The following is a 26576-nucleotide window of genomic DNA, read 5'->3' on the forward strand; positions in this document are numbered from 1 at the left end:
CCTTCAATCGCCCTTGATGTCGCCGTACAGCCGCCGGGTCACTTCGGACGGCCCGATGCCGAGCTCGCCGAGCTTCTCGGTCAACTGTAGGTACACCCGAGCCACCTCGTCGTGCTTGCCGATCGCCGAATATCCTTTCATGAGCAGCCGGTACGCTTCTTCGTCGTAAGGGGACGCGGCCAGCTGCTCCTGCGCGACCGCGATCAGCCGGTTCCAGTCGGCGTTCCGCTCGCAGCGCTTCGCCAGCTCCAGCCGCAGCTCGCTGACGGCCTGTTCGAGCTTCCGGTTGTCTTCTTCGGCCCAGACGTAATCTTCCGCCCGGAACAGCGGGGCCTGGTACAGCGACAGCGCGCGCTCCAGCTCCCCGGTCTCCGGTTCGGCCGAGCTCTTGGCCGCCCGGATGGCGCCCGTCAGGCAATCGTAGTCCGTCTTGAGCAGTCCCGGCGTAAGATAGTAAGCCTCTCCTTCGTACTTCAGCGCATCCTCGTATCCGAGCTGGCGCAGGTCTTTCCGGAGAAAGCTGACGCAAGTATGCAAGTACACTTTGGCCTTCTGGTAATGCTCGTCCGGCCACAGCGCGTCGACGATGAGGTCCCGCGGAAGCCGCTCCTGCCCGCGCAGAGCGAGCATCGCGAACAGCTCCTTCTCTTTGCCCGTCCGCCACCTTAACCGCTCCTGCCCGACGCCTTCCACGGCGATCTCGCCCATCAGCCGCACGTTCGGAGCGTGGCCGGCGGCGGCAGGCTTCGCAGAAACGGCAGCCGATTCCTCGGGCCGCCGCGTATCCCTTTTCAAACGTTGAATGGTTTTGGCCAGGCGCTCCGTCTCCAGCGGCTTCAGCAGGTAGTCGACCGCGTCCCGGTCGAACGCGGATATCGCATATTGATCATAAGCCGTTACGAACACGATCTGCGCCCGCAGGTTCTCGCTGCCCATCCTCTCCGCGAGCTCCAGCCCGTTCATGCCGGGCATCTCGATGTCCAGAAACGCCACGTCCGGATTGGCGGCATGCAGCCGCTCCATCGCGTCGAACCCGTTGCTCGCCGAGCCGACGACCTCGACTTCCCCTGTCCGCTCCAGGAACAAGCGGAGCAAATTCAACGCATGCTCTTCGTCATCCACAAGAAAAGCCCGGATCATCGCTTCTCCCCTCCTTGCCTATCGTCCGTCCCGATCTTCGCGGGAATCGGAAGCCAAATCGTCACTTTCGTCCCTTGGCCGGGAACGCTCGCCAGCTCCGGCAAGCGCCCCGTCCGGTGGCGAACCCTTCGCATAATGTTGGCCAGCCCGACGCCTTCCCCGGTCCCGCCGTCCCGTTGAACCGCCTGCAGCCGTTCGGCGGCCATGCCGACGCCGTCGTCTTCCACCGTGATGCGGATCTGCCCCGGATGCAAGGCGAGCCGCAGCCGGACCGTCCCTCCTTCCACCTTGGGAGCGACTCCGTGCCGGATCGCGTTCTCGACGAGCGGCTGAACGGTCAGCGGCGGAATCGGAGTATCGAGCAGCCGCTCGTCGGCCTCGATCTCGAGGGTAAGCCGCTTGCCGAAGCGCTCCTTCTCAATATCGGCATAAGCCCGCACGAGCTCCATCTCCTTGCGAAGCGTCACGGTCTCGTCCGGCCCGTTCTGATGGAAGATCATGCGCAAATACCGGCTGAACACGGCCAGAAGCTCGCCGGCGCGAGGGCCGTCCGTGTAGCAGAGCGACATGATCGTGCCCAGCGCATTGTACAGGAAATGGGGCTTGATCTGCGACTGCAGGAACGCCATCTCGCTCGCCGCCGCTTCTTTGGCCAGCCGCTTCATCGTCAGCAGCGTGCGGATCCGCACCCGGATCTCCCCGGCGTCTAGCGGCTTCGATACGAAGTCGTTGCCTCCGGCCGCGATGGCGGCGGAGACGTCGGCCGGCGTGCTCCGGGACATCAGGAACAGAATCGGCAGCTCCATCGGCGTATGGACCTCCCGAATTCTTCGGCCGGTCTCGAAGCCTCCGGATCCGGGAAGCATCACGTCGAGCAGCGCGAGGTCCGGCCGCCGCGGCGAGTCGACGACCCGCCACACCTCGGTGTCGGAATGGGCGGTTACGACCCGGTATCCTTCCATGGCGAGCAGCTCCGTCAGCCACTCCAGATGGCTGCTCAAATCCCCCGCTACCAGAACGCAGCCGGCCTCTCCTCCCGCAAGCCCTTCTCGGAGCTCTTCGTCCGGCTCCTCTTCCGGACCGGGCTCCCAACCCGCCTCCGACCCGGCTGCCGTTTCGCCGCGGGCGTCGCCGATTCCGGGCGGGATCGCCGGCGGGAGCTCCGTTGGGATCGATACCAGAAAACGCGGAGCGACGCCCGGATCGAAGGCCGATGCGACCAGTTCTCCGTCCATCAGACGAACCAGCTCGATCGCCGTCATCAGGCCGACGTCCGCATCTTCCTCGCGCATCGACTCCTCCCGGACCCCGGAGACGCCCTTCTGCAGTCTCCCGTAGGGTCTATCCCCTTCTTCGCCCCGTATTTCGACCTTCACGTTCTCGCCATCTATCCGGGCGGCGATCGTCACGCTTCCTCCCTCCGATCCGCGCATGCACTGATCCAGCAGATTGGAAAGCACTTGCATGAGCCGGCTCTCGTCGGCCCGGACGTAGCGCGCGGCCGGGTCGATCCCGCTCATCAAGGCGATGCCCTGCTCCTTGGCCTGAAACCCGTACACCTCGAATGCGGTGCGAACGCAAGCCTCGAGGTCGACCCGCTCCAGCCGCACGACCAGCCTTCCTTCCCTCAGCTTCGCAAGATCGATCAGATCGTTCACCATGTTGGCCATTCGGTAGGCGATATTCCGAATGGTCAGAGCCTTCTCCCGGGCCCGCCGGCCCGCCGCCGTCGGCGCGGGCTCCTCCAGCGCCGCCTGGGACAAGCCGATGATGCCGTGAAGCGGCGTGTTCAGCTCGTGCGACGTTCGCAGCAGAAACTCGTCTTTTTTCTGATCCTCGATTTGCAGCCGCTTCGTCAGGGCCACCATGGACGTGTACGTTCGATAATAGCGATACGCCAGCTGCGCGATGACAAGAACGACGAAGAGCAGAACCAGGAAATAGGTAAGCCCCGTGGACGCCGGACGAAAGCCCTGGAAGAGAAACAGATTGATCTGGAACAGCGCCAGGCAGGCGATCGCCGGGATGAACATTTGAATTTCCGTTTTCCCGTAGGGGCCGTATCTGCCCTGGACGTATAAGCGGACCAACAGGAACAGAAGCAGCCCGAACGCCGCGGGAAAAGAATACATGAACGTCTCCAGAAGCTGCGTATAGACCCGGTACGGAAGAACCGCGATCGCCGCGCAGTATGCCGCATACGCGACGGAGAGCCCGGCCATGATGCCGCGCCCCGCGCCAAGCTCGAAAGAACGGAGCGTATAAACGGCCAATAGCGGGAACGTGGCGAAAATGGTGAAATCTTTGATTTTCCAGGCAAGCTCGAACGGCACGTCCGGGAACATCTGCATGAACGTCCTCTCGCCGTTGAACCAGATCGCGATGCCGAAAAAGAAAAAGAACAAACCGAAAAACAAAAACGTCGAGTTGCGGTTGAATAGCCCGTACAGCACCAAGAACAAGACGCTGAAAATGAGCAGAACGATGACGCCCGTCCACTCAAGCGAGATTTGGGCCTGTCGGACGGTCGCCAGCTCGTTGCTCAGCCCGAGCGTCAGCGGGGACACGATGCCGCCGCTCTTATATTCGTAATTCGCCACTTGCACGACGATGTCGAGCGTGCCGTCGGCCGGGACGGGAAACGAACCCAAATGGGGCGCGTTGCCGGGTTCGTATTCCGCCCTGCTCGCCGCGGGAAGCCCGGACTGGCCGATCAGTCGTCCGTTCACGTAGATCCGGTCCGAGAAGCGAATGATCTTCTTCTGGATGGCGAGCAGCTCGTCCGTCGGCCGGACCTTGACGCGCAGCCTGTACGTTCCGTAGCCATGCGCGCGCATGCCGGAATCGCCGTTCCAGACCGAAGGGACCCGCAAATGAGCCGGCGCGGGACCGGATCGGCCGGCCAAGTCCTCCGGCCCCAGCAGCTGGTTCGGATAGAATTCCCATTCGCCGTTCAAGGGAAGAACGCCTTGCCGGGCGAAGTCCCAGCCGGTCAAATCCAGATCGCCTCCGCGAGCCGTCGGCGCGCCGGTCCCGCCGCCGCCAAGGATGAACATCAGCGCGATGGCGAGCGCGGCGCAAAGCGACACGACGACCAAGTATCGATCCGCGATCCATGCCCTCATCCGCTCACCGCCGATCCTCTGCGTTTTCCTCAGAATTAGATTACCTTTTCTCATGAACCGGGTACAGCAATTTTTCGACCAGTTCCGCCAGCCTTCCGGGCAGAATCGGCTTCACCACGTAGTCCTTGGCGCCAGAGTGAATCGCCTGGATGACGGTCTGCTGCTGGCCCATGGACGAGCAGATCACGATCTTCGCCTGAGGATCGAATCGACGAATCGTCTTCATCGCCTGAAAGCCGTCCAGCACGGGAAGCGCCAGATCCAACGTGAGCAGATCGGGGCGATGCTCCATGTAGAGACGAACCGCGTCCTGCCCGTTCGCGGCCTCCGCCACCACGTCGTAGCCGGACGATTCGAAAAAGCGTTTGAGAATTTTACGCATGGAAACCGTCTCGTCGACGATCATGATTTTGCCCGGCACTTGCCTCGCCTCTTTCTCCGTCCCGGAAGAGACACCCTCCGCCTCTCCCCCTCCTTCTACTATGAACGATCGTTCTTAACAACCGCTGAACACGACGCGGCTTAAATGATTTTGATTTGTTGTTCGTGCTAATCAAAAAACCACTCCGACAGTTAATGCCGGAGTGGTCTTATCCCATTAGCTGATTAATATGCTCGCTTCTTTTCGACCATCATATAGTTTGCACTTCATATTCATTAAAGGAGTTAATTATACCGGGGCGAATCGGCTTTTCTGAATCATTAAGAACAGCGAAATGCTTTGAGTAGGGTCTTCGATTTTCCTTCGTTTCTCTTGAAGTCATGAACATGTCGTTTACAGTTATCATGGAGTGCGATGCGAAACATCGTTAGCAGCACATTCCGAAGCCTGGCACCGTGCGCTAACGATGCAAATCATCGCATCGGGAGCCCCTTCGGCAGACTTCGGCGGCGAGCCTGTGCGCTTGCGATGCGAAACATCGTTAGAAGCATATTCCGAAGCCTGGCACCGTGCGCTAACGATGCAAATCATTGCATCGTGAGCCCATTCGGCAGACTTCGGCGGCGAGCCTGTGCGCTTGCGATGCGAAACATCGTTAGCAGCACATTCCGAAGCCTGGCACCGTGCGCTAACGATGCAAATCATCGCATCGGGAGCCCCTTCGGCAGACTTCGGCGGCGAGCCTGTGCGCTTGCGATGCGAAACATCGTTAGCAGCACATTCCGAAGCCTGGCACCGTGCGCTAACGATGCAAATCATCGCATCGTCATAACCCTCCCTGTAATATGAATATGCGTACGGGAAACTTCAGTGCCGTCTGGATTAGGTATCCATACGTAGAAGATTGACTGACTTTTTATAACGGGTTTGATAACGCCTCAACACATCGGATAAGTCCCTGCGTTCGACTGGTTCCCTGAGGGACGGGGATTTCGAACTTAAGGCGAAATAAAGCTTTGCGTTATCGCCTTGAATAGCACCTGCTTGTCTATTTTTCATCAGCTAACTAATTCATAAGCCCGATATCGTCCAGCATCGCTTGTCCCTGATGTCCGGAGAACGCGAAGCCGATCTCCTTGAGCCGATTCGGGTCCAGGGAAGGATTGGCCTGTAGGAATTCGCTCAAGGGAATCTCATACGTCTGCAAGGCGGACTCGACCGAATGGCTGTACTTGCCGTCCGCCATCGTGTTCTCCAGCCAGCCCAGCCAAGTGAACGTCGTGCGGGGCGACGGCTGGACGGACATGACGCGGCTGAGCGGCACGCTCGCCGTCTCGCCCCCATCGTCCTTCAGCGTGACGGTGAGTTGGGGAAGAGGCGGCGTCTTTCCCTTGCCCGGCTGTCCGTCCCAAGCCAGGTCGGACATGGAAAAGACCACGAAAGACGCAGGCGCCGAAGCCGTCTTGCTCGTTGATACGGCCAAGCCTGCCGAATCCGCGCCGACGGCGTCGTCGGTGCCGGTTGCATTCGCCGCGTCGCCTGCTTCGGAGGAATCCGGCATCGCGAACGTGCCGTCGGCGACCAGCGAATACGAGCCGCCGTCGGGCGACCAGCGGAGCACGACGCCGTGATTCGCCGTCTCGTCGCCGTTCCGGTCGTGCGCGTCTTCCACCGCCGCCGTGATCGAACCGTCCGTCCGCGAGGCGGCGGAGACGATCTGCTGCCGGCCTCCGCCGTCCTCGTAGCGGGCCAGCGCCTGGAACGAGCCGTTCTCGTACCGGCTCACGTATTCGGTGTCCGGCAGAAAGGAAGCCCCCGCCCGCGCGTCCCGGAACAAAGCCGTGTAATCTCCCCCTCGTCCCAGCGCCGTATCCAGAAACGCCGACACGTAAGCTTTGGCGATCTGTCTCTGGTCGTCTCCGGACAGCTCCGGATCGCGGAGGAACAGGCTCGCCGGGAGCGAATCGTCCTTCGCTCCCCAAGACGTGTTGAACTGGCCGTGGTTCGCCCCCCCGATCCGCAGCGCCGCCTTGAAGCCGGACGCCGCGGAAGAGAAGTCGGCTCTCCCGTATTGCCGCTCGCCGTAGAACGAGCTGATGTCGCCGTCGGCCGCGCCCTGCAGCACAAGGTACGAAACGTCGTGCAGCCGGGCGAACTTGCCGTCCACCATCGTATCGGTCGGGGCCAGCGCCGCTACGGCCCGCACTTGATATCCGGAAGAATCGGGCAGGCTGCGGTCGCCCGCGAACCACTCGTCGGCATCCGCCGCCATGGCGACCGCCTGACCGCCGCGCGAATGGCCGAGCAGAGCGACCGACCGGAAGTCGATCTTGCCGTAGAACGGCGTGGACGGATCGGCGGCGAACCGTTCCAGCTGGCCGATATGCTGGAGCAGCATCCAGGCCCGCGGCTTCATATCCTCCTTCGGAATTCCAGACCATACGGAGTAGTTCAGGAAGTTCTCGTCGACGGAGATCGCGATGTAGCCGCGGCTCGCGAGCAGTTCGCCGAGGTAGGCGTAGCCCGCGTCCGAGAAGTCCTCCATCAGATGGTTGCCGTGTACCATCAGCACGACGGGGAACGGCCCGTCTCCTTCCGGCATCCATACTCTTCCGTTCAGCGGCAGGTTCTTCTGGTCGAAGCCCCAGAACAGGGTTCTGAGCGTCGACCAATTCCGAATGTACGCAGAGGCGTCGACGGACGAGGATACGAGCGTCGCATCCGCTCCGAATTCGGAGCGGTGCCGGTCTTTGCCGCTGCCGTAAGTGAAAGACCGGACCGCGTAGCTTCCCTCGGCCGAAGGGTCGGCGGCGCTCAGCGGCTCCACGGCCTCGATCGCGGCGTAGGAGTCGTCCGCGTCGAAGGACGCCGGGAGCGCCGCGCTTCCGCCCGAAGGCCATACATCCGCGGCGACCGGCACGCCGATCCCGAGCGCGAGGACAAGCAGGGCGGCTGTCTTCTCGCGCGGGCCGAACCGGCGGCTCGCGGCGATGCCGGTCAGCCAGCCTGCGACGGCTCCGGCCAGCAAGTAAAGCACGGCAGCGACGACGGAGAAAAGCAAGCCCAAATCGGCATAATCGAGAATGGAGATCAGAATCGCAGCCGAGTAGAGGGTCCCGGCGATCGTCAGCGGGGGCAACGGCCAGCCGACGAGCCGGTGCAGCCAGGCGACGGCCCAGCCCGCCAGCGCCAACCCGGCCGCATAAAGCAGCACGGCCGCCGCGATATCGACGCCGGCGCCCAGTCCGGTCGGCGCGCCGAGCACGCCGACGGCGGCTCCGGCCGCCCCGGCGACCGAGACCCCGCCGAAGACGGCCCGCCACAGGCCCCTGTCCAGCCGGTACGGGCGCTTGAGCTCCCATCTCGGCCAGGGCCGCCTTTTCACGGACGGTTGCGCATAATCTATCGCTATCGTCTCGTTGTTCATACGAATTCCTCGTTTGATAGGACTTGATGTTCCATGCAAAAAATATACGCAACGCAGCTTAAATCAAACTTAAATCGTTCGAGAAAACACAGATTCGGAAACCTGGTAAAAAAATCACGCAAAGCCGAAACCATTCTCGCATCGGAGGATCCTTGATCCGCTAAGCGGCATGCCGCAAAAGAGAGGAAGCGGCAATCGTTCGCAAGGCGCAAGCTCCGGATGCCTATCGCCCGCCGCGAACCCGGAATTGTTCCGGCGTCATGCCGGACGCCTTGAAGAAAGCCCGGTAGAACTGGCTGGGGCTGGAGAAGCCGGTCTCGAGGCCGATGTCGGTGACGGTGCTGTCCGTCTCCGCCAGGCGCCGTTTGGCGTCCTCGATTCTCGTGCGCAGAACGTATTGGTAGGGAGACAGGCCCGTGAACGCCTTGAAGGAACGGATAAAATGGAACCGGCTCTGCAGCGCGATCGCCGCCAGCTCGTCGATCCGCAGCGGCTCGGCGAAATGCTCCCGAATGTGGGCGAGCACCCGGGCCAGGTGACGCTCTTGGCCTTCCGCGCCGGACCAGATCGGCGCCTCGTTCCCCCCGTTCATATGGCTGCCCCGCAGCTCGCGGTGCAGAAAGCGAAGAATGCGCGTCTCCAGTTCGTCCACGGCGAGCGTATCGAGGCGATCGCGCGAGAACATCTCCCCGGACCAGGAGCGGAAATGGTCCAGCGCTTGCCGCGGATCGACCGACTGGCGGAACGACAGCTCGACCGGCGCTCCGGCGCCGATCCGGTTCAAGCTTCCCCGGTCCACCTGTACGATCAGAATTCCCGAGCCTTCCTCGATCGTGAACGAATGCCGGTCCTGCGGATATTGGACGAGCGCCTCGCCCGCCGTCAAATCGTAGGTGACGTTCTCATGGGTAAAAGCGCAGGCTCCGTATAGAGGAATCGACACCTGAAATTGGTCTTCGTGCAAATGAGGCGTGTTCTCGAACTTCTCGTCGATTCTCCACACCTGCATTCGCGGCGTCGCTATGGTCATTTGCATTCGGCATCACCGCCTCCATTATAGCAAATGTTGCGCCCCGGCCAGGCAATAATCTCGGCGACGGCTCTTTTCTTCCCCTTTAAGATAAGGGAATCAAAGAGAAGGAGAGATTCCCATGCCGATCGTAACCGCCGCGGACCCCGCCGGCGCCGCGAGCCGCACCGCCTTCCGGATGCTGCTCGGCGTCAGCGCGGCCCATCTGCTGAACGACGCCATGCAGTCCGTCGTTCCGTCCGTCTTCCCGCTGTTCCGGGAGTCGATGCATCTCAGCTTCGCCGAAGTGGGGTGGGTTGCTTTTACGCTGAACATCACCGCCTCCGTGCTTCAGCCGCTCATCGGGGCTTATACCGACCGCCGGCCGATGCCGGCCTTGCTTCCCTTAGGCATGGCGTTCACGCTGCTCGGCATGGTCGGCTTGGCCTTCGCGCCGAGCCTCTGGTTGCTGCTGGCCGCCTCCGCGCTCATCGGCATCGGCTCGTCCGTCCTGCATCCCGAATCGTCCCGGGTCGCCCATCTGGCGGCGGGGCGAAGCCGCGGCTTCGCCCAATCCGTGTTCCAGGTCGGCGGCAATGCCGGGCAGGCGATCGCCCCGCTGCTCGTCGCCTTCGTCGTGACGCCGCTCGGCCAGCGCGGCTTTCTGTGGTTCATCCTGCTGGCCGTCGCCGGCATCTTCATCCAGTCCGGCATCGCCCGCTGGTACGGTCGCCAGTCCGGTCCCGCGAGCCGAGGCGGCTCCCGGCACGCGGCCGCGGCCGGAGCCGTCCCTCGGACCAAGCTGTTCGTCGGCAGCGTGCTCGCGATCCTGATTCTGATGCTGTTCTCCAAGTTCGTCTATCTGGCCGGCATGACCGGGTATTACTCGTTCTACTTTATGGATCGCTATGAGCTGCCGCTCGGCCGCGCCCAGATCTGCCTGTTCGCGCTGCAGTTCGCCGGCATGGTCGGCACGTTCGTCGGCGGCCCGCTGGCCGACCGGTTCGGCCGCAAGAACGTCATCTGGTTCTCGATCTTCGGAACCGCGCCGTTCTCGCTGCTTCTGCCTCATGCCGGTCCGATCGGCGCCGTGCTGCTCTGCCTGGCCATCGGCTTCATCCTGATGTCCGGCTTCTCGGTCATTATCGTTTACGCCCAGGAACTGCTCCCCGGCCACGTCGGAACGGTCGCCGGCCTGTTCTTCGGACTGGCGTTCGGACTCGGCGGGCTCGGCTCGGTCGTGCTGGGCAAGCTGGCCGACTCCGTCGGGGTCTCTTCCATGATCCACGTATGCGCGTTTCTGCCGCTGCTCGGCGCGCTGGCGCTGTTCCTGCCGCGGGATTCCGCCCTGATGGGCGTACCCGATACAAAAAAATTTTCCAATCCCGCCTGAAGAGCAGGTATAATCAGAGCAGGCCGTCTCCGCAAAATCCGACAATTTCGTGAACGGAACGGAACTCTGTGACAGCGAGGACGGGACCGGCATGCAGCATCACATTCATGGCTCTTACGACATGATGTTGGTTGTTTTCTCCTACGTCGTCGCCGTCGTCGTCTCCTACACCGTGCTCGATCTCGCGGGCATCGTCCGGGCGGCGAACGGCGGGCGGCGATGGGGATGGATCGCGTTCGGCGGCAGCGTCATGGGGCTGGGCATCTGGTCGATGCATTTTATCGGCATGCTCGCGTTCTCGCTTCCGATCCCGGTCGCCTACGATCTGCGCCTTGTGGCGCTGTCCGTGCTTCCCGCCATCTTCGGCTCCTTAGCCGCTCTCGGCTTCGTCGGCCGCCCGAAGCTGACGACCCGCGGGCTGTTCGGCGCGGGAACGGTGCTTGCCTGCGGCATTTCCGCGATGCACTATATCGGCATGTCCGCCGTGCAGATCGACATCGCCTACCGCCCGTCCTTCTTCGCGCTTTCCATTCTGATCGCTTTCGGAGCATCATTGGCCGCGCTTTGGCTTTCTTTATATTTTCAGAACGGCGGAAGCCGCCCGTTCCGCGAAGTCTCCCAGAAGATCGCCAGCGGGCTGATCATGGGAGCCGCGGTCGTGGGCATGCACTATACCGGAATGGCAGCCGCCCGATTCCACGCCGGGGACAAGGCGCACGCCGCTTCCGGCATGATTCTCGCGCAGCATTGGCTCGCCTACTTCATCGCCGCGGGCACGCTGCTCTCGCTCGGGCTGTCGCTGCTCGGCATCTATATCTCCAAGCGGCTCTCGTACAAAGATTCCGAGATTCGCGAGACTCGCGAGGAGGTCGTTCGCAAGAACCGGGAGCTTCAGGAGCTTAACGACCGGCTGGAAGAGCTGGTTCGGGAGCGAACCGAACAGCTTCTGCTCGCGCGCGACGAAGCGATCCGGGCCAACCGGATCAAGAGCCAATTTCTCGCCAACATGAGTCACGAGCTGCGGACGCCGCTTAATGCCATCATCGGCTACAGCGAGATGCTCATCGAAGAAGCGGAGGATTCCGGGCTGGAGCAGTTCTCCCGGGATTTGGAGAAGATCGGCCAGTCGGGCAAGCATCTTCTGGCGCTGATCAGCGATATTCTCGACATTTCCAAGATCGAAGCGGGCAAAACGGAGTTTTATTACGAGGAATGCGATCTGAGCGCTCTCGTCCGGAACTTGCTTCCGACCGTGACGCCGATGATCGAAGGCGCCGGCAACCGGTTCGCCTCCCGCTGCGAGCCGGGCACTCTCACGACCGATGTCGTCAAGCTGCGTCAAATTCTCATCAATCTGCTGAGCAACGCCGCCAAATTCACGAAGAACGGGAACATTGAGCTGGACATCGCCCCGGAAGACCGGGAGGGACGCGCCGGCTACCGCTTCCGGGTGACCGATACCGGCATCGGCATGAGCGGCGAGCAGATGGAAAGGATTTTCCAACCGTTCACCCAAGCGGACTCGTCGACGACGCGCAAATACGGCGGCACCGGTCTCGGTCTCGCCATCAGCCGAAGCTTCTGCCTCGGCATGGGCGGCGATATCGAGGTCCGCAGCGAACCGGGGCGCGGCAGCGCCTTCACGTGCTGGCTTCCTTCCCGGCCGAATTCGCCGGCCTAACCCTCCCGCCGCGGCAACGTCAGTACGGCATATCGTCGTCCCGCTCCGACCGGCGGGACCGCTGCCGCTCGTCCATCCGCCGCAGCACCTCGTCGATCTCGTCCGGGTACAGCAGCTCGACCGGCGAAAGTCCTTTCTCGAATTGGAACGTATCCCCCTCGATCAGCACGACGTACCGGCCGTTCATGCGGGCGAAATGCACGCAATCCCCGTAATGGGCCAGCTTCCCCTTGACCGCGATCTCGTCCAGCTTGAACTTCAAATCCAGCTCCGGCTGGTATTCGGTCAATTGCGCCGTCGCTTGCGCCACGTCTTCATGCGTCCACTTCTCCTGCAGCTGCCGCTTCTCCCCGGCCGCCCATACTTCCAACTGGGACTCTTCTCTCCTGCGCTCCGGGCTCCAGCTGCCTGAAGCCTGCGATAGCGGCTCGGATCGCTGCGTCTCATATGGATCGGTCTCCAGGAGCGGTTGCGGTTGTTCCGGCAGCTCCGCCCCTTCCCCCGCTTCGGACTCGCGGGAAGCCTCGTACGCGGGGACCGGAACAGGGGCCGCTCCCGGCGCGAAGTCGCCCTGCCACTTCGAATCCATATACTGCTGCACCATTCCGAGCACCTGGTCCGTCACGATCTCCGGCTTCGACTTCTCATACGTGACGTACTTCAGAAAATCCTCGAAATACCGAGCGTGCGAAGCCTGGTGTATTTTCAGCTCGAACGGCTCGAGCATCCCTTCCTCCGGCATGTGCGGATATTGGATCGACTTGATGTTGCGGGCGCTGATCGCCATCTCGACCTTGGAGATCAGGCTCCGTTCGTCGGAGACGCGGGCGATCTTCGATTCGAAGTCGCACTTGAGCACGAACACGAACGGCTCGTCGAACAACTCGTTCAGCTTGGCCGAAGCCACGATAAAAGCGCCGCCGCGAACCGCGCTCGTGTCCATGTAGATCCGCAGCATATCGTCGCAGGTCGCGTGGAACTGCTGCTTGTCCGCCGCTTCCCGCAGCCTTCGGAACAGATTATAGTTCGGATTGCTGTCCAGTTCGTGGCCCGGCTCCAGGATGAACCGGCCGATCTTCGTCGGCGCATTGTCCGTCTCGGAATGAACCTCCGCCTTGCGCTTGCCGATTCGGGTAAATTCGCTGTCCAGGAACGACTTGATCTCGCTGTCCTCGTATCCGAAATGATCGAGCGTCTGATAATGCTTATACCGCTTGATCGGGTCCTGCTCTTGGCTGTCCTGATGAATGACAAAGAACGATAGGAATTGGATGGAAAATTTCATGGCGGCTCCCCTACGATTCATGTTGTTCCATCATAGCACCCGTTCCGCCCGGCGTTCAATGCCCGTCCTCCGACCAGTCGGCGTGCGACCCGGGCCGCATGGCATTCCCGACCCGAGGGCGTCCTCCCCCCGATCCGTCCGTGGTAGCATGAAGCAACAAGCAACGAGTATGGAAGGGGAGATTATGGTGGGCCGTCTTTTCCTTACATCCCGATGGGCCTCGCTCAGCCTGCTGCTGACCGTTCCGCTGCTGAGCCTTATCTACCTATATGTCAATCGAATGAACCTGCCCGCTCTTAGCCTGGAGACCGGCTTGGACCGCCGAATCCCGTTCGTCCCGGCGTTTATCCTGCCGTACTTGGGCTGGTTCGCGTTCCTGCTGGCCGCCTTCGTCTATCTGGCGTTCCGGGACCGCCGCCTGTACCTTCGGACGCTGCTGCGCTTCGACATCGGCCTGCTCGCCTGCTACGTCGTCTATCTGTTCTGCCAGACGACCGTGCCGCGTCCAGTCGTCGCCGACACAAGCTGGCTGAACCATCTCGTCCTCTTGGTATACCGCAACGACGAACCCGTGAACTGCTTTCCGAGCACGCACGTACTGACTTCGTACTGCCTGCTCAGAGCGTACCTGTCATCGCCCGGAATCCGCCGGCCGATCCGATACGCGGTCGCCGGGTCCGCCATCTTGATCATTCTGTCCACCCTGTTCGTGAAGCAGCACGTGCTTCTGGACGCAGTCGGGGCGATTGCCCTCGTCGAAGCCATCTACGCGCTCGCCCGTCCGGTACGGATCGCCGGCTTGCGGCTGCTCGGCAGAGTCCCTTCGCAAGCGGCTGTCTCTTCGAAGTCCTGATCGCCTATGCACTCGGAAAGATCAGGCTGAACTCGGTTCCTTGGCCAATTTGGCTGGCCACTTCGATCCTGCCGTTCATTCTCTTGATAATGTTGTAAGAGACCATGGTGCCGAGTCCCGTTCCTTTCTCCTTCGTCGAATAATAGGGACTGCCCAACCGCCGGATCTGCTCGTCGGACATCCCGACGCCGGTATCCCGAATAATCACCGCGAAGCCTCCCTGCCGCTTTTCCGCCTGCAGCTCAAGCGTTCCGCCGCTCGGCATCGCTTCAATGGCATTCTTGCCGATATTGATCAGCGCCTGGCGAAATTTGTACCGGTCGCCTCTCGTGCAAAGGCTGCCGTCCCGCGGAATCTCGATCTCGATTCGAATATTGTTGTAATTGGCGTAGGTGAGCAAGACATTGGACAGGTAGAGAATCTCCTCGTTCAGGTCGATATCCTCCATCCGTTCCGGATCGGGCTTCGCCAGCGACAGATAATCGGAGATAATCTGTTCCGCTCGATGCAGCTCGTCCAGGCACAGCCTCATGTACTCGGCCTTCTTCTGCGGATTCATATCGACGGTTCCAAACAGTTGGATGAAGCCTCTCACCGTCGTGAGCGGGTTGCGGATCTCGTGGGCGACGGAAGCGGCCATATCGCTGACCATTTGCATTTTCTCGCTGCGGATCACTTCGTCCTGCAAAAGAAGATACCGTCTAAGGAATTCGAGCAAATAGACGCATCCTCCAGCGACCAGGATTTGCAGCGCGTAAGTGTCCAGCATAGCCTTGGGAGATCTGAAGATCATGGAAGGTGCGCCGGTTAGCGTGAAATAGAGGGTTAACGTCGAAAATTTGATTAAAGCGGAGTAGAGGGCGGCAATTCCCAATCGGCCAACGAAGCGGGATCGGAGGAACGGACCGTGAAGGAACAGGCCGAAGACGAATGCGGGCAGGATCGACACCGCGTAAATCCATTCGTTCGGCAAGCCCATCACGAAGCGGACCGTGATGACCGTCAAGAACAGCGCCGCGGATACGTAGGGTCCGCCGTATAGCGATCCGATCGCCAGCGGTACGGCCCGCAGATCGTTTTCGACTCCTTGAATGGTAATCGGAGAATACATCGTGATCGCAATTTCAGTCGCAAAAAAGATAAATAGCAGGAAGCTTTGGAAGTGTTTCCGCTCTCGAATCTTGTAAATGTGAGGGTACAATGCCAGAGGGAAATAGATGACGACAATGTTCAACAAAAAATCCTTGAAGTAGGTCATCATAAACGCGGCCTCACTTCGTCTGCCATAATTTTTCGTAGAAGCTGCTATAACTATATCACGGCAAGAGAACTTGGACTATTCGAAAAGAGATCAGTAACGCAAAATGGCGGCACCGGGATGACTTCCCCGGCACCGCCATTTCTTCCTTTCCGCCTACGGCTCCGACCGGTTCGCCAGCTTCTCCTGCGCGAGCCGGATCATCTCGCGCACCATCGAGCCGCCGATCTTGCCGCCGACGTGGCCGACCGATTCGGTGGACAGCTGCCCGTTATCGCCGGGCTCCAGCGGAACGCCGAGCGACTTGGCCACCTCGTACTTCACGTTGTCGGGCCGATTCGGATCGACTGCATAGCCTTCCTTCTTCATCACTTCCGCCTTGAAGGCGCTAAGGCCTTGTTCCGCGCCGGGAACGACCGGTCTTCTTCCGCTTCTTCTGGACATGTGGCTTGCCTCCTTCGGGCGGACCGCCGCCGATTTCCTTCGATCCTGATCATGCCCGAAGATCCGCTCTCTTATGCCTCCTGCGGAAGCAGCGCCGCAATCTTGTCCAGCAGCCGCTGCCAATCGATCGGCTTCGTGTCGAAGTCGTCGCAGCCCGCCTCCAGCGCTTCCCGGCGGTCTTCCGCCATGGCGTGCGCCGTCAGCGCGATGACCGGGATCCCGCTCGTGCCCGGTTCCCGCTTGAGCAGGCGGGTGGCGCTCCAGCCGTCCATGACGGGCAAGCTCATGTCCATCAGGATCAGGTCCGGCGTTTCCGACCGCGCCTTCTCCACGGCTTCCCGGCCGTCCGCCGCGAGCGACACTTCGAACCCTTTGCGCGTCAGGCGGCGGAACAGCATATCCCGATTCAACTCGTTGTCTTCCACCAGCAAAATTCTAGCCATCGCGGACAGGCTCCTCTCGCTCGTCCGGCAGACCCGATAAAGCCAGGAGCCGGCGAATCTCTTCCAGCAGCGTCTCCTTGCGGAAGTCCCCCTTCTGCATAATGTTCGCCGCGTATTCGTTCAGACGGTTGCGCTCCTCCGCGCTAAGGTCCTTGGCCGTAACGACGAATACCGGGATTTCCCGCCGTTCCTTCCGCGAGCGCAGTTCCGTTACGAATTGGAAGCCGTCCATCTCCGGCATCATCAGATCCAGCAGAATCAGCTTCGGATCAACCCGGTCGAGCTTCTCCAGAGCCTCGCGCCCGTCCTCGGCCCGCTCGACCCGGTAGCCCTCCCTCCGCAGCATCCGGCTCATCATCTCGCCGGTCGCATCGTCGTCTTCGATCACCAGCACCGGCTGCGTCCGGCGCTCCTTGAGATGCTTGTCGAGCAGCGCGACCAGCTTCTCCCGGTAGATGGGCTTGATCAGGAAATCGGAAGCTCCGAGCGCGTATCCGAGCTGCTTGTCGTCCGTCATCGAGATCATCGCCACCGGAATGCCGGCGAGCTCCGGGTCGCTCTTCAGCGTGGCCAGCACGGACCAGCCATCCATTCCCGGCATCATGACGTCCAGCGAGATCAGCCTCGGCCTCAGCTCCTTGGCCCGCCGAATGCCTTCAGATCCGCTCGAAGCCAGCGCCACCGAGAAGCCTTCCCTGTTGAGCAGCTTCTTCATGAGACCCAGCATCGTCGGATCGTCGTCGATGACCAGCACCGTCGGCTGCCCATCCCCGAGCATTCCGTCCGGCTCCGCTTCGGCCGGCGTCCCGGGCTCCGTCTCTCTCCCTTCAAGCGAGCCGGGAAGCCACACGGTAAAGGCCGAGCCGCGTCCCGGCGCGCTCTCGACGGCGATCGATCCCCCGAGCATCTCGCACAGCTTCCGGGTGATCGCAAGACCCAGTCCCGTTCCCCCGTACTGCCGGGTCGTCGAGGAATCCGCCTGAATGAACGCTTGAAAAAGCCGATCCACCTGATCCTCCGTCATGCCGATCCCCGTATCCCGGACGCGGAAGGAGTACCCTGGCGGTCCACCCGCCGTCTCCGGTTCCGGCTCGGGAATCAGCTCCAGCCGAATCGTGCCCCCTTGGGTGAACTTGGCGGCGTTGCTGAGCAGATTGTACAAAATCTGGCGCAGCTTGGTCGTGTCCGTCCGCATCCTTCCGAGCGCCGCCTCGATCTCGAGCCGGTTGCCGCCTGCCTCGACCATCGGCCTTACGGTAGTGACCGTCTCCCGGATCAGCTGAGGCAGATCGCATTCTTCGAGGTACAGGCTCATCCGTCCCGCCTCGATCTTGGACAAATCGAGGATGTCGTTGATCAGCATCAGCAGGTGCTTGCCCGCATGGTGAATGCGGCCCAGGTCGGCCGCGAACTCCGGCTCGTCCTTCTCCTCGGCTTCTTCCTTCAGCATTTCGCTGTACCCGATAATGGCGTTGAGCGGAGTGCGCAGCTCATGGCTCATATTGGCAAGGAACTGGCTCTTGATCCGGCTCGCTTCCACCGCCTCGTCCCGGGCGCGCGACAATTCTTCCGTCCGCTCCCGGACCAGCTCCTCCAGCTGATCGTTCATGCGGATCAGCTCCCGATTGATGGCGCCGATCTCGCGGCCCTTCTGCTCCGCGAGCCGCTCCGCCGCCTGGCGGGCCGCCCTTTCCCGCTCCAGCTCCCGGCGCAGCAGCCGAATCTCCTCTTCCGTCGCTTCCATAGGTCACTTCCGCTCGGTTATGTCATGCTTTCCGGCCCGGTCAAGCCGAATGTTCCCGCTCCCTCGCCCTGCTCTCTCCGATTACGCTTAAGAAAGCGTCGACCACGTCCGGGTCGAAATGCGCTCCCCGCTGCCGTTCGATCTCCGCCACCGCTTCCTCCCGGGTCCAAGCCCGCTTGTACGGCCGCTCGTGGGTAAGGGCGTCGAAAAAATCGGCGATCGCCACGATGCGTCCCGCCAGCGGAATTTGATGGCCGCTCAACCCTTTCGGATATCCCGTGCCGTCCCACTTCTCGTGATGGGACGCGGCAATCGTGCCGGCCAACTGCAGCGCGGGAAAGGAGCTTCCGTCCAGGATGCTCGCCCCGATCGTCGTATGATGCTTCATCTGCTCGAATTCCTCCGGCGTGAAGCGGCCCGGCTTCAGCAAAATGCTGTCGGGGATCCCGATCTTGCCGATATCGTGCAGCGGGGAAGCCTGCCGGATGAGCGCGGCTTCCGAAGGGGCAAGTCCCATCGCCCTGGCCACCAGGTACGCCAACTCGCCGACCCGCTGCGTATGGCGGCCCGTATCGTCGTCCCGGTATTCCGACGTCCGCGCGAGCAGCTCCAAGATTTCCTGCTTCGCTTGCAGAACTTCGACCGTCCGCGCCTCCACGATCTGCTCCAGATGCTGGTTCTGATGCTGAAGCTGCAAATGAAGATAGCGGGTTTTGAGCAAATTCTGAATCCGCAGCGTTACCTCGGCCCGGTCCAGAGGCTTGGTCAGAAAATCGTTCGCGCCCAGAAGCAGCGCTTCCTTTCTGGCTTCCGGAGTCACGTCGGCGGTGAGAACCACGACCGGCACGTAATAGCCGTCCTCGCCCCGCTCCCCAAGCTGCCGGAGCAAGTCGAAGCCGTCGACGCCCGGCATGTGCAGGTCGATCATCACCAGATCGGGCTCCACCTCCCGGTAAAGCCGCCCGAAGTCCCGCGGATTCGTCGTGCTATAGATGGAATCGAATCCCGCCCGGCGCAAAATCCGCTCCAGCAAGGCGATGTTGACTTCCTGGTCGTCGACGATCAGAAAGCGCGCTTGTTTTCTCCACTCATTGTCCATTCCACGGCGCCCCGTTCCAAAATCATCCTGTTTTCACCCATTATACGGGAAAATTCGACATAAAACGAGATGTTTGCCAAAGACGATTTTCTCCGGGAAACGAAAGAAAACGCAAAAAAACCGGCTTCCCCTAAAGGAATGCCGGCCTTCTTGACGTCCGATTATTTTTCGGAAGCGACGGTAATCCGTTCCTTCACGTGCGCGGCCCGCTCGATCTCGTCGACGACGGCGACGGCGTAGTCCTCGTAGCTGACATAGCTCTCGCCTTGGGAATTGACGAGCAGATGATCCTTGCCCTTCAGATAAGAGCCGGTTCTCCTGCCCGGCGCGATCTGGGCGGAAGGGCTGACGAACGTCCATTTCAAGTCCGCCGCCGCCTGCAGATCCTCCAGATTCTGCCCCTGGCTCTTCGCCAGCGGCCGGAACGCGTCCGGGAACTCCGGCGTGTCGAACAAGCGAACCGTTTTCCCGGGATCGGCGAACAAGCTGCCCGCGCCGCCGACGACGATAAGCCGGGTGTCCGACCCTTTCAGCGCCTCAATCAGTCGACGTCCCGCATCCACGTTAAGCTCCGGCTTCTCGAAAAATCCTGCGGCATTCACGACGACATCGTAAGAAGTCAAATCGGCGGACGTCAGCTCGAACATGTCCTTCACGACGACGTGAGCAGCCTCTGCGGGCGCTTTGGCCGCATTCCGCACGATCGCCGTAACCTCATGGTCCCGGCTTGCCGCCTCTTTCGCGATGTTGCTTCCCGCCTTGCCGCCTGCCGCGATGACCGCGATTTTCATAGCTTCGTTCCTCCCCGGTATGATTGTTCTATTGTAACCATTCTAGTTACATGTCGCCCGACTGTCAACTCGCTTTGATAGGATTACCCGGAGACCGGCCCGCTATGGCCGATCAGCCGGAAATCCGAAATTCGCCGCAGCCGGGCCTCCAACTCGTCCGGGAGAGATTCGCCGCCCGCTTCGCAGGCCGTCCAGACCGCTCCGACGACCGGTTCGATTCCAAGCTTGACGATGGAAGCGAAAGGAGCGATGCCGCGCACGGCCTCCTCGATCGGTCCCGTTACGAAAGTTCCCTCGCCTCGGGTCAACACGCTGCCGACGAGGACGACGTCGAACGTCTCCTCCTCCATTCCGAGCCTGCGAATGACGGCACGGGCGGACTTGCCGAGCTCCTCGCCCTGCCTGCGCAAAATGGCGCGGGCAGTCTCGTCTCCGAGGAGGGACGCCCGGAACAGCAGCTTTACCGCGTCGAGCGGAACCGTTCTTCCGTGATCCAGGAAGTCGTGGAACATCTCGTTCACGGTGCCGTAGCCGAGCAGCTCGAGCAGCATCCCGGTCAGCAAGGTCGGCTCCTCGCGCCCTTCCCACGCGCGAATGACGGCGCGGTAGGCTTCCACCGCCAAATCCCGGCCGCCGCCGAAATCGCCGTACTCGTACTCGAAGCCGCCGCACTGGAACGTCTCGCCCGACGCGTTGCGTCCCGCCGCGTTGGTGCCGCTGCCGCAGATCAGCACGACGCCGCAAGGCCTGCTCGTGCCCGCCCGCAGCCCAATCATCGTATCGCATACGATGTCGCTTCGGGCAATTCCAAGCTCGGCGATCATCGGCCTCAGCACGCGAAAATCCGCCTCCCGGTCGGCTCCCGCGAGGCCGAAGCAGGCCCGCTCGATCTCCCCGGCCGTCACGCCCGCCTCCGCCAGCGCCGCCTCAACCGCTTCGAATAGATGGCGTTTGGCCCGCTCGGCTCCGAGCTGATGGTTCCCGTTTCCGCTCGCTCCTTTGCCGACGACGTTGCCCCGCTCGTCCGCGACGAGAGCGTACGTTTTGCTTCCTCCGCCGTCCACGCCCAAATAATAAGCCATCCTGATCTTCTCCCCCGCGGCCGTCTCCGGCCGATTATGCGATCGGCGCCGCCGACTCCCGAACCACCAGCTCCGGCTCCAGCTTCACCGTCACGCTTCTCTGCGGCGCCCCTTCGATTCTCTTCAGCAGCAGTTCCACCCCATGCCTGGCGATCTGCCCGGCCGGCTGGCGGACCGTCGTCAGCCCCGGCCGGAACTCCGCCGCGTAAGGCTGGTCGTCGAACCCGACGACCGACAAATCCCGCGGCAGCCTCAGCCCTGCGTTCTTGCACGCATCCATGACGCCGAGCGCGATGTTGTCGTCCGCCGCGAAGACGGCGGTCGGCAGGCGATCCGCGCGGATCCAGCGCTCCGCGATCTCATAGCCGGACGAGATGCGGAACGTTCCCCGCTCGACGGAGAAAGGCTGCAGTCCGGCTTCCGCCATCGCCGCCCGGAACCCGCGCTCGCGTTCCCGGCTGCTGAGGAACGGCCCGGGGCCGGCGATGTGCGAGATCCGCCGGTGCCCCAGCCCGATCAGATGGCATGCGGCATCGAAGCCCCCCTTGAAATTGTCCACGATCACGGAAGGAGCCGGCGAATGCCGCATCTGGTTATCCAGCAGGACAACCGGTATTTTCCTTCTTTTGAGTTCGAGGACCGACTCGTCTTCCCGGATCGGCGACAGCAGCAGCACCCCGTCGACGCGATCTTCCTTGAACGTGGAATGGGCCGGCGAACCCTCCCCTTCCGGAGAGACCGACAGCGCGAGGTAATAGCCCCTTTCCGCGAGCCGATCGTTGATCTCCTTCGCCACCGCGTCGAAGAAAGAATCTTGGAGCGTCCGCAGCGTCAGCCCGATGATGCCCGTCTTTCCCTTCGCCAGGCTGCGCGCCGACGCGTTCGGGCGGTAGTCCAGCTCCTTCATCGCTTGCAGAACTTTCTCGCGGTTCTTGTCCCGGACCGAAGCCGCGCCGTTCAGCACCCGGGACACGGTAACGACGGACAAGCCCGCCCGCCGCGCCACGTCGAATATGCTCACTTTCATGTTCCGCAACCCTTCCGGCTTGAAAACAGCCGTTCACAAAAATTAAATCGCTTTAACTTTAAGATCTGACTGGATTTTTTAGGAAAACGTTTACTGCCTATATCTTCCGCCCCTTAAACCTCCTCCATTGTATCCGAGCCCTTCGGAATGTTCAACGGTAAAGTATAATCGCTTATACTTTTGAAAATGCAAAGACTCCGCGATTGACATGGCAAGACCGCCGTTGTCTAATTGAAGTTCAGACATCCGGAACCGGGAGGCAGCACCGTTGACGATAAAAGCCAAACTCTCCATCTTCCTGTTCGCCTTGTCGGCGGCCATTCTATTGCTCAATTTATCGATCTTCTACGCATCCAGCAAATCCGACTTGGAGAATCGGATGAAGCAGCAAATGAACGTTATCGCCAAGCAAATCGGCGCAACGGTGCAGTCCACGCAGCAATCCCGCCAATATATGGAGGATACGGCCGGCGTCATGCTTCGGTCCGTGGCGCTTGCCGCCAAGGACAAGCTGAGCCCGGACATCGCGAACATCGACAACGGGCAGCTGCCCGCGCTCAGCCGCGAGCTCGGCGTCGACGGGATCAGCTTATGGGTCCGCCAACCGAACGGCGAGATCGTCGTGGCCCGCTCGTCCGACCCGAAGGAGCTCGGAATCAGCTCGAAGACCTGGGATTACTGGAACACCGCCTTTCAGCAGCTTCTGGATCGCGGCAGCGTGTCGATTCCTCAAGGACAGAAGCTCGAGCACTTCTGGTCCGGCCCGATCAACTACGCTTCCTCCGATCCGGAGCATGTCAATAAATGGGGCTATTACTACGACGGCACCACGAACTATATCATCAATCCGATTATCGACGCGCAGCAGTTTATCCGCTTCGAGAGATCTTCCGGCACCGACGCGGTGATTGCCAAGATCATGAAGGAGAATCCCGATATCCTCGATATATCCGGTCTGAACCCCCCGTTTTTCGGCAAAGAGAAGATTATCAAATACAAGCAAGGCATGCCGGTTTACAACCTGGACGTCCGCGATATCGTATTCGGGGACTACAGTCTTCCGGATCCGAACGACGCGGAGGAGATGAACCTCGCGCTCCGGACCGGACAGATGGTATCCGTTCAGAAGGTAATCGCGGGCCAGTCCGTCATTCGCAGCTTTATTCCGATCAACGCGGACAATCCTTATGTGATCGAATTCAGCTTCAACCGCGATTCGATTCAGCAGCAATTGAACCATCAACTGCTTATTCAAGTCGTCATCTCCGCCGTCCTGGCCGCCGCCGCGATCGTGGCCAGCTACTTGCTCGCAGGGGTGATGCTGCGGCCGATCAACCGAATCTTGAACACGGTCAACGAGATTGCCGCCGGCAGGCTGGACGGAAGAATCCATGTCCGCTCGAAGGACGAACTCGGCCTGCTCGCCTCCCGTATCAACGCGATGAGCAGCAGCATGCGCCACTATTTGTCCAGGATTCAGGAATCCGCCGAAGAGCTGCGCAGCACGAAGCAGTACCTGGAGTCGTTCGTCAACCACACGTCCGACGCGATTCACGTGTCCGACCTGCAAGGCCGCGTTACGCAGGTGAACCACGCGTTCGAAACGATGTACGGCTGGAGCGCGGACGAGATTCTGGAAATGCCGCTCCGCAACGTTCCCCAAGCATACAAAAAAGAGCATCAGGAGGTCGTGGGCAAGGTGCTCCAAGGGGGAGCGGTCGCCGATCTCGAGACGGTCCGTTACGCCAAGGACGGCAGCAGAATCGACGTGAGCCTGACCGTCTCCTCTATACGGGACGAGGCGGGCAAGATCGTCGCGGTCGCTACCATCTCGCGCAACATTACCGCCCGGAAGCAGACCGAGGAGGTTCTGCGCCGATCGGAGAAGCTGTCGGTCGTCGGCCAGCTCGCCGCCGGGGTCGCGCACGAGATTCGCAATCCGCTTACGACGCTGCGGGGGTTCGTGCAGCTGCTTCAGAAGCAAGGAAATTTGCCGCCGACCCATCTGGAGATCATGCTCTCGGAGCTGGACCGAATCAACTATATCGTGAGCGAGCTGCTCATCTTCGCCAAACCGCAGGCGGATCGTTTCCGGCTTGCCCCGGTCCCCGTCATCGTCCGCGATCTGGCGCTTCTGCTGGAATCTCAGGCGAGATTGAGCGGCATCGACATCGTCACCCGCTTCAAGCAGCCGCTTCCCGAGATCCGGTGCGAGACCAACCAGCTCAAGCAAGTGCTGCTTAACTTGATGAAGAACGGCATGGAAGCCATGCACGAAGGAGGTACGCTCGAGGTCGAGGCGGAGGCGCTGGAGGACCAGCAAGGCATCCTCATCCGGATTACCGACCACGGGCACGGCATCGCGGAGGAGAACCTTCCCCGCCTCGGGGAGCCGTTCTACTCGACGAAACCGACCGGCAACGGCCTGGGGCTGATGGTCAGCCAACAAATTATCGCCAATCACAAAGGCTCGATGCGATTTGCAAGCACGCTCGGCGAAGGAACGAGAGTCGAGATCCGGCTGCCGATCGGCGAGCCTTCGGAGGAAAGCGAACAGAACGCGGGCTGAGGAGGAGACGGCCGGGGCGGGCCGGACTGCAACGTCGGCCGTTCCCCCTTACGCCGAATGCTTGAAGCGCCCGTGGTACAAGGCCAGCAGCGACCGGCGATGCGTATAGGCCAGCAGCAGGAAGTTGCCGAGCCAAACCCACAGCAGCGGTTTGGGAAAAGACCTGACGTACAGATAGACGCCAACCAGCAGCAAGCCGAAGACGACCTGGAAAGCGTCGGTCTCCGTGGAGCCGCCGGCGCGGCCTCGGACCGCGAACCGGATAATCGCGAGCAGCGCCGCTTGGATGACGGCGTACGCCAGAGAAGCTTCGAAGGCGGTAAGCGCGCTCCATACACCGAACGTGACCGCGATCGCCTTGCCTCCCTTCCCTTTAAGGAAAGGGGAGAACGCATGGCCCGCGAGCGGCGCCAACGCGACGGGAATCGTCGCCGCGCCTTGAACATAGCCGTTCTGCGTCAGGAGCAGAACCGGAACGTAGCCTTTCAGGAAATCGAGGGCGATGCCGGCAAGCCCGAGCGGGAAGCCGGCGGCTTTCCACAAGTTAAGCGCCCCGGGGTTGCCGTCGCCGACGTTCTTCAGGTTGTGCCGGGCGATCAGCCCGAGCCAGTAAGAGAACATGAGCGAGCCCGACAACCCCGCAAGAGCCGTCCAGATGACGATCATACGCTGAGCTTGCCTCCCACTTTAACCTGTCTCCCTTTCCATATCACCTGCTTGCGGAACACGACCTGGTAGGCGGAATACGCCATGACGATCAGGAAAAACAGCGTGGACAGCGGGTGAAGCACGATCGCCGCCGCGCCGAATCGGCCGACGTAACGAGTGAAGTAGACGATCTGGAGCGTAAACAGCAGATAGCCTGCCGCGAGCGGAATGGCCCAGGAACTGCCGAGGAAGATGAAGAACGATTCCGAAGCGATCAGCCCGACGACCCATGCCGCGACCAGCGCGATCGTTCCCGGGCGGAGCGAGCCCGTGCTGAGAACGGCGCTTTTGGCAAAGCCCTGTATTTCGCTGACGATGCCCTGGGGGTACATGCGGAAGGAGACAAGTCCCGCTCCGATGAAGTTCGCGACGGGGATGCCGGCTTCTCCGAACCGGGCGCCGAGGCTCAGATCGTCCAGCACCTCCGACCTTACGCCGGCATGGCCGCCCATCCTGTCGTAATCCTCCCGCGAGACGACGATGCAGGAGCCGTACAAGCCTTGCCGCGGATTGGACCGCTCGAAGAACGACGTGAACGCGAACACCCCGAGCAGGTTCAACAGGAGCGCCAGCTTCTCGTAGAACTTGCCGGCCGCGTGAAAAGGAACGACGGAGATCGCCCCGCCCGCCCGTTCCCGCGCGCGGACAAGCGATGCCAAAGCCGTAGGCGCCAGGCGGATGTCGGAGTCGAGGAACGCGATCAGATCGCCGGAAGTCCGCTGGTAGCCGTTCCAGACCGCCCAGTTCTTCCCCGTCCAGCCTTCCGGAAGCTCCGGGGAGTCCAGCACGGTGCAGCCGAAGCTCAAGGCGATCTCCTTCGTCCGGTCCTCCGAACCGTCGTTCACGACGACGATCTCCCATGGCCGGAACGTTTGCGAACGCAGAGATTCGAGCAGGCTCGGCAGGTTCGCCTCTTCGTTGCGGGCCGGAATGACGATCGACAGCCTGCGTGCGGGCTCCGTTCCTTCCAAGCCGGCGGGAAGCGTTCGCCTGCGGAACAACAGGAAACCCGACAAGCAGCAAACCGCCAGCAGCCCCCATACCAATGCCCCCATTGTGAGACCTCCTCCGCGAGTCGCCGCAGTTCCCTCTTCCTTCGATATCAGCTACATTTTA

General features: G+C 61.4%; 21 protein-coding genes. 4 read left to right on the forward strand and 17 right to left on the reverse strand.

Features of this window, described 5'->3' with window-relative positions; translation table 11 throughout:
- Positions 1–3: 3 nt before the first annotated feature.
- The 6 genes from H7C18_RS19475 to H7C18_RS19500 all read right to left on the reverse strand — a co-directional run bounded on the left by H7C18_RS19475 (position 4) and on the right by H7C18_RS19500 (position 9110).
- A complete protein-coding gene (locus H7C18_RS19475; RefSeq protein WP_185130759.1) occupies positions 4–1140 on the reverse strand; it encodes a response regulator in 1137 nt (378 codons plus the stop codon).
- On the reverse strand, positions 1137–4265 hold the full coding sequence (locus H7C18_RS19480; protein ID WP_185130760.1) for an ATP-binding protein: 3129 nt from the start codon (positions 4263–4265) through the stop codon (positions 1137–1139). The genes H7C18_RS19475 and H7C18_RS19480 overlap by 4 nt, the downstream gene beginning before the upstream one ends.
- A 40-nt stretch (positions 4266–4305) precedes the next feature.
- A complete protein-coding gene (locus tag H7C18_RS19485) occupies positions 4306–4686 on the reverse strand; it encodes a response regulator (protein ID WP_185130761.1) in 381 nt (126 codons plus the stop codon).
- A gap of 211 nt (positions 4687–4897) precedes the next feature.
- Entirely contained in the window at positions 4898–5053 is a 156-nt protein-coding gene (locus H7C18_RS19490; RefSeq protein ID WP_337913769.1) for a DUF1829 domain-containing protein, read from the reverse strand.
- 660 nt (positions 5054–5713) lie between these two features.
- Positions 5714–8074, reverse strand: a complete 2361-nt coding sequence (locus tag H7C18_RS19495; RefSeq protein ID WP_185130762.1) for an alpha/beta hydrolase family protein — start codon at positions 8072–8074, stop codon at positions 5714–5716.
- A 223-nt stretch (positions 8075–8297) separates the two neighbouring features.
- Positions 8298–9110 carry an AraC family transcriptional regulator gene (locus H7C18_RS19500; protein ID WP_185130763.1) on the reverse strand — a complete coding sequence of 271 codons (813 nt, stop codon included), beginning with the start codon at positions 9108–9110 and terminating at the stop codon, positions 8298–8300.
- A gap of 115 nt (positions 9111–9225) precedes the next feature.
- Between H7C18_RS19500 and H7C18_RS19505 the strand changes: the two genes are divergently transcribed.
- Both H7C18_RS19505 and H7C18_RS19510 read left to right on the forward strand, forming a co-directional pair.
- Positions 9226–10476 carry an MFS transporter gene (locus H7C18_RS19505; RefSeq protein ID WP_185130764.1) on the forward strand — a complete coding sequence of 417 codons (1251 nt, stop codon included), beginning with the start codon at positions 9226–9228 and terminating at the stop codon, positions 10474–10476.
- Between the two features lie 91 nt (positions 10477–10567).
- Complete coding sequence (locus tag H7C18_RS19510) at positions 10568–12157, forward strand: sensor histidine kinase (RefSeq protein ID WP_185130765.1); 1590 nt, start codon at positions 10568–10570, stop codon at positions 12155–12157.
- A 19-nt stretch (positions 12158–12176) separates the two neighbouring features.
- Here H7C18_RS19510 and H7C18_RS19515 read toward each other — a convergent pair whose 3' ends face one another.
- Positions 12177–13442 (reverse strand): DUF3900 domain-containing protein, encoded by a 1266-nt coding sequence (locus H7C18_RS19515; RefSeq protein WP_185130766.1) that lies wholly within the window; start codon positions 13440–13442, stop codon positions 12177–12179.
- Positions 13443–13629: 187 nt separating this feature from the next.
- Between H7C18_RS19515 and H7C18_RS19520 the strand changes: the two genes are divergently transcribed.
- Positions 13630–14295 (forward strand): phosphatase PAP2 family protein, encoded by a 666-nt coding sequence (locus H7C18_RS19520; RefSeq protein WP_337913770.1) that lies wholly within the window; start codon positions 13630–13632, stop codon positions 14293–14295.
- Between the two features lie 4 nt (positions 14296–14299).
- On the opposite strand, the gene H7C18_RS19525 is transcribed toward H7C18_RS19520, so the two are convergent.
- From H7C18_RS19525 to H7C18_RS19560, 8 genes are all read right to left on the reverse strand, one after another.
- Positions 14300–15556: an ATP-binding protein gene (locus tag H7C18_RS19525; protein WP_185130768.1), complete on the reverse strand. Its 1257-nt coding sequence runs from the start codon at positions 15554–15556 to the stop codon at positions 14300–14302.
- 153 nt (positions 15557–15709) lie between these two features.
- Positions 15710–15997 (reverse strand): alpha/beta-type small acid-soluble spore protein, encoded by a 288-nt coding sequence (locus H7C18_RS19530; protein WP_185130769.1) that lies wholly within the window; start codon positions 15995–15997, stop codon positions 15710–15712.
- A gap of 71 nt (positions 15998–16068) precedes the next feature.
- On the reverse strand, positions 16069–16440 hold the full coding sequence (locus H7C18_RS19535) for a response regulator (protein ID WP_185130770.1): 372 nt from the start codon (positions 16438–16440) through the stop codon (positions 16069–16071).
- On the reverse strand, positions 16433–18184 hold the full coding sequence (locus H7C18_RS19540; RefSeq protein WP_185130771.1) for an ATP-binding response regulator: 1752 nt from the start codon (positions 18182–18184) through the stop codon (positions 16433–16435). Before H7C18_RS19540 ends, H7C18_RS19535 begins: the two co-directional genes overlap by 8 nt.
- 40 nt (positions 18185–18224) lie before the next feature.
- Positions 18225–19283 carry an HD domain-containing phosphohydrolase gene (locus tag H7C18_RS19545; RefSeq protein ID WP_185130772.1) on the reverse strand — a complete coding sequence of 353 codons (1059 nt, stop codon included), beginning with the start codon at positions 19281–19283 and terminating at the stop codon, positions 18225–18227.
- A 161-nt stretch (positions 19284–19444) separates the two neighbouring features.
- Positions 19445–20074 carry an NAD(P)-dependent oxidoreductase gene (locus tag H7C18_RS19550; RefSeq protein ID WP_185130773.1) on the reverse strand — a complete coding sequence of 210 codons (630 nt, stop codon included), beginning with the start codon at positions 20072–20074 and terminating at the stop codon, positions 19445–19447.
- A gap of 83 nt (positions 20075–20157) precedes the next feature.
- Positions 20158–21156 (reverse strand): N-acetylglucosamine kinase, encoded by a 999-nt coding sequence (locus H7C18_RS19555; protein ID WP_185130774.1) that lies wholly within the window; start codon positions 21154–21156, stop codon positions 20158–20160.
- Positions 21157–21190: 34 nt separating this feature from the next.
- A complete protein-coding gene (locus H7C18_RS19560) occupies positions 21191–22183 on the reverse strand; it encodes a LacI family DNA-binding transcriptional regulator (protein WP_185130775.1) in 993 nt (330 codons plus the stop codon).
- 268 nt (positions 22184–22451) lie between these two features.
- Here H7C18_RS19560 and H7C18_RS19565 point away from each other — a divergent pair, with 268 nt between their 5' ends.
- Entirely contained in the window at positions 22452–24752 is a 2301-nt protein-coding gene (locus H7C18_RS19565; protein ID WP_238357813.1) for a PAS domain S-box protein, read from the forward strand.
- Between the two features lie 48 nt (positions 24753–24800).
- Here H7C18_RS19565 and H7C18_RS19570 read toward each other — a convergent pair whose 3' ends face one another.
- Positions 24801–25418 carry a glycerol-3-phosphate acyltransferase gene (locus H7C18_RS19570; protein WP_185130776.1) on the reverse strand — a complete coding sequence of 206 codons (618 nt, stop codon included), beginning with the start codon at positions 25416–25418 and terminating at the stop codon, positions 24801–24803.
- On the reverse strand, positions 25415–26515 hold the full coding sequence (locus H7C18_RS19575; protein ID WP_185130777.1) for a glycosyltransferase family 2 protein: 1101 nt from the start codon (positions 26513–26515) through the stop codon (positions 25415–25417). The genes H7C18_RS19570 and H7C18_RS19575 overlap by 4 nt, the downstream gene beginning before the upstream one ends.
- Between the last annotated feature and the right edge of the window lie 61 nt (positions 26516–26576).

It is taken from the genome of Cohnella zeiphila (assembly GCF_014212055.1).
Lineage (GTDB): Bacteria > Bacillota > Bacilli > Paenibacillales > Paenibacillaceae > Cohnella > Cohnella zeiphila.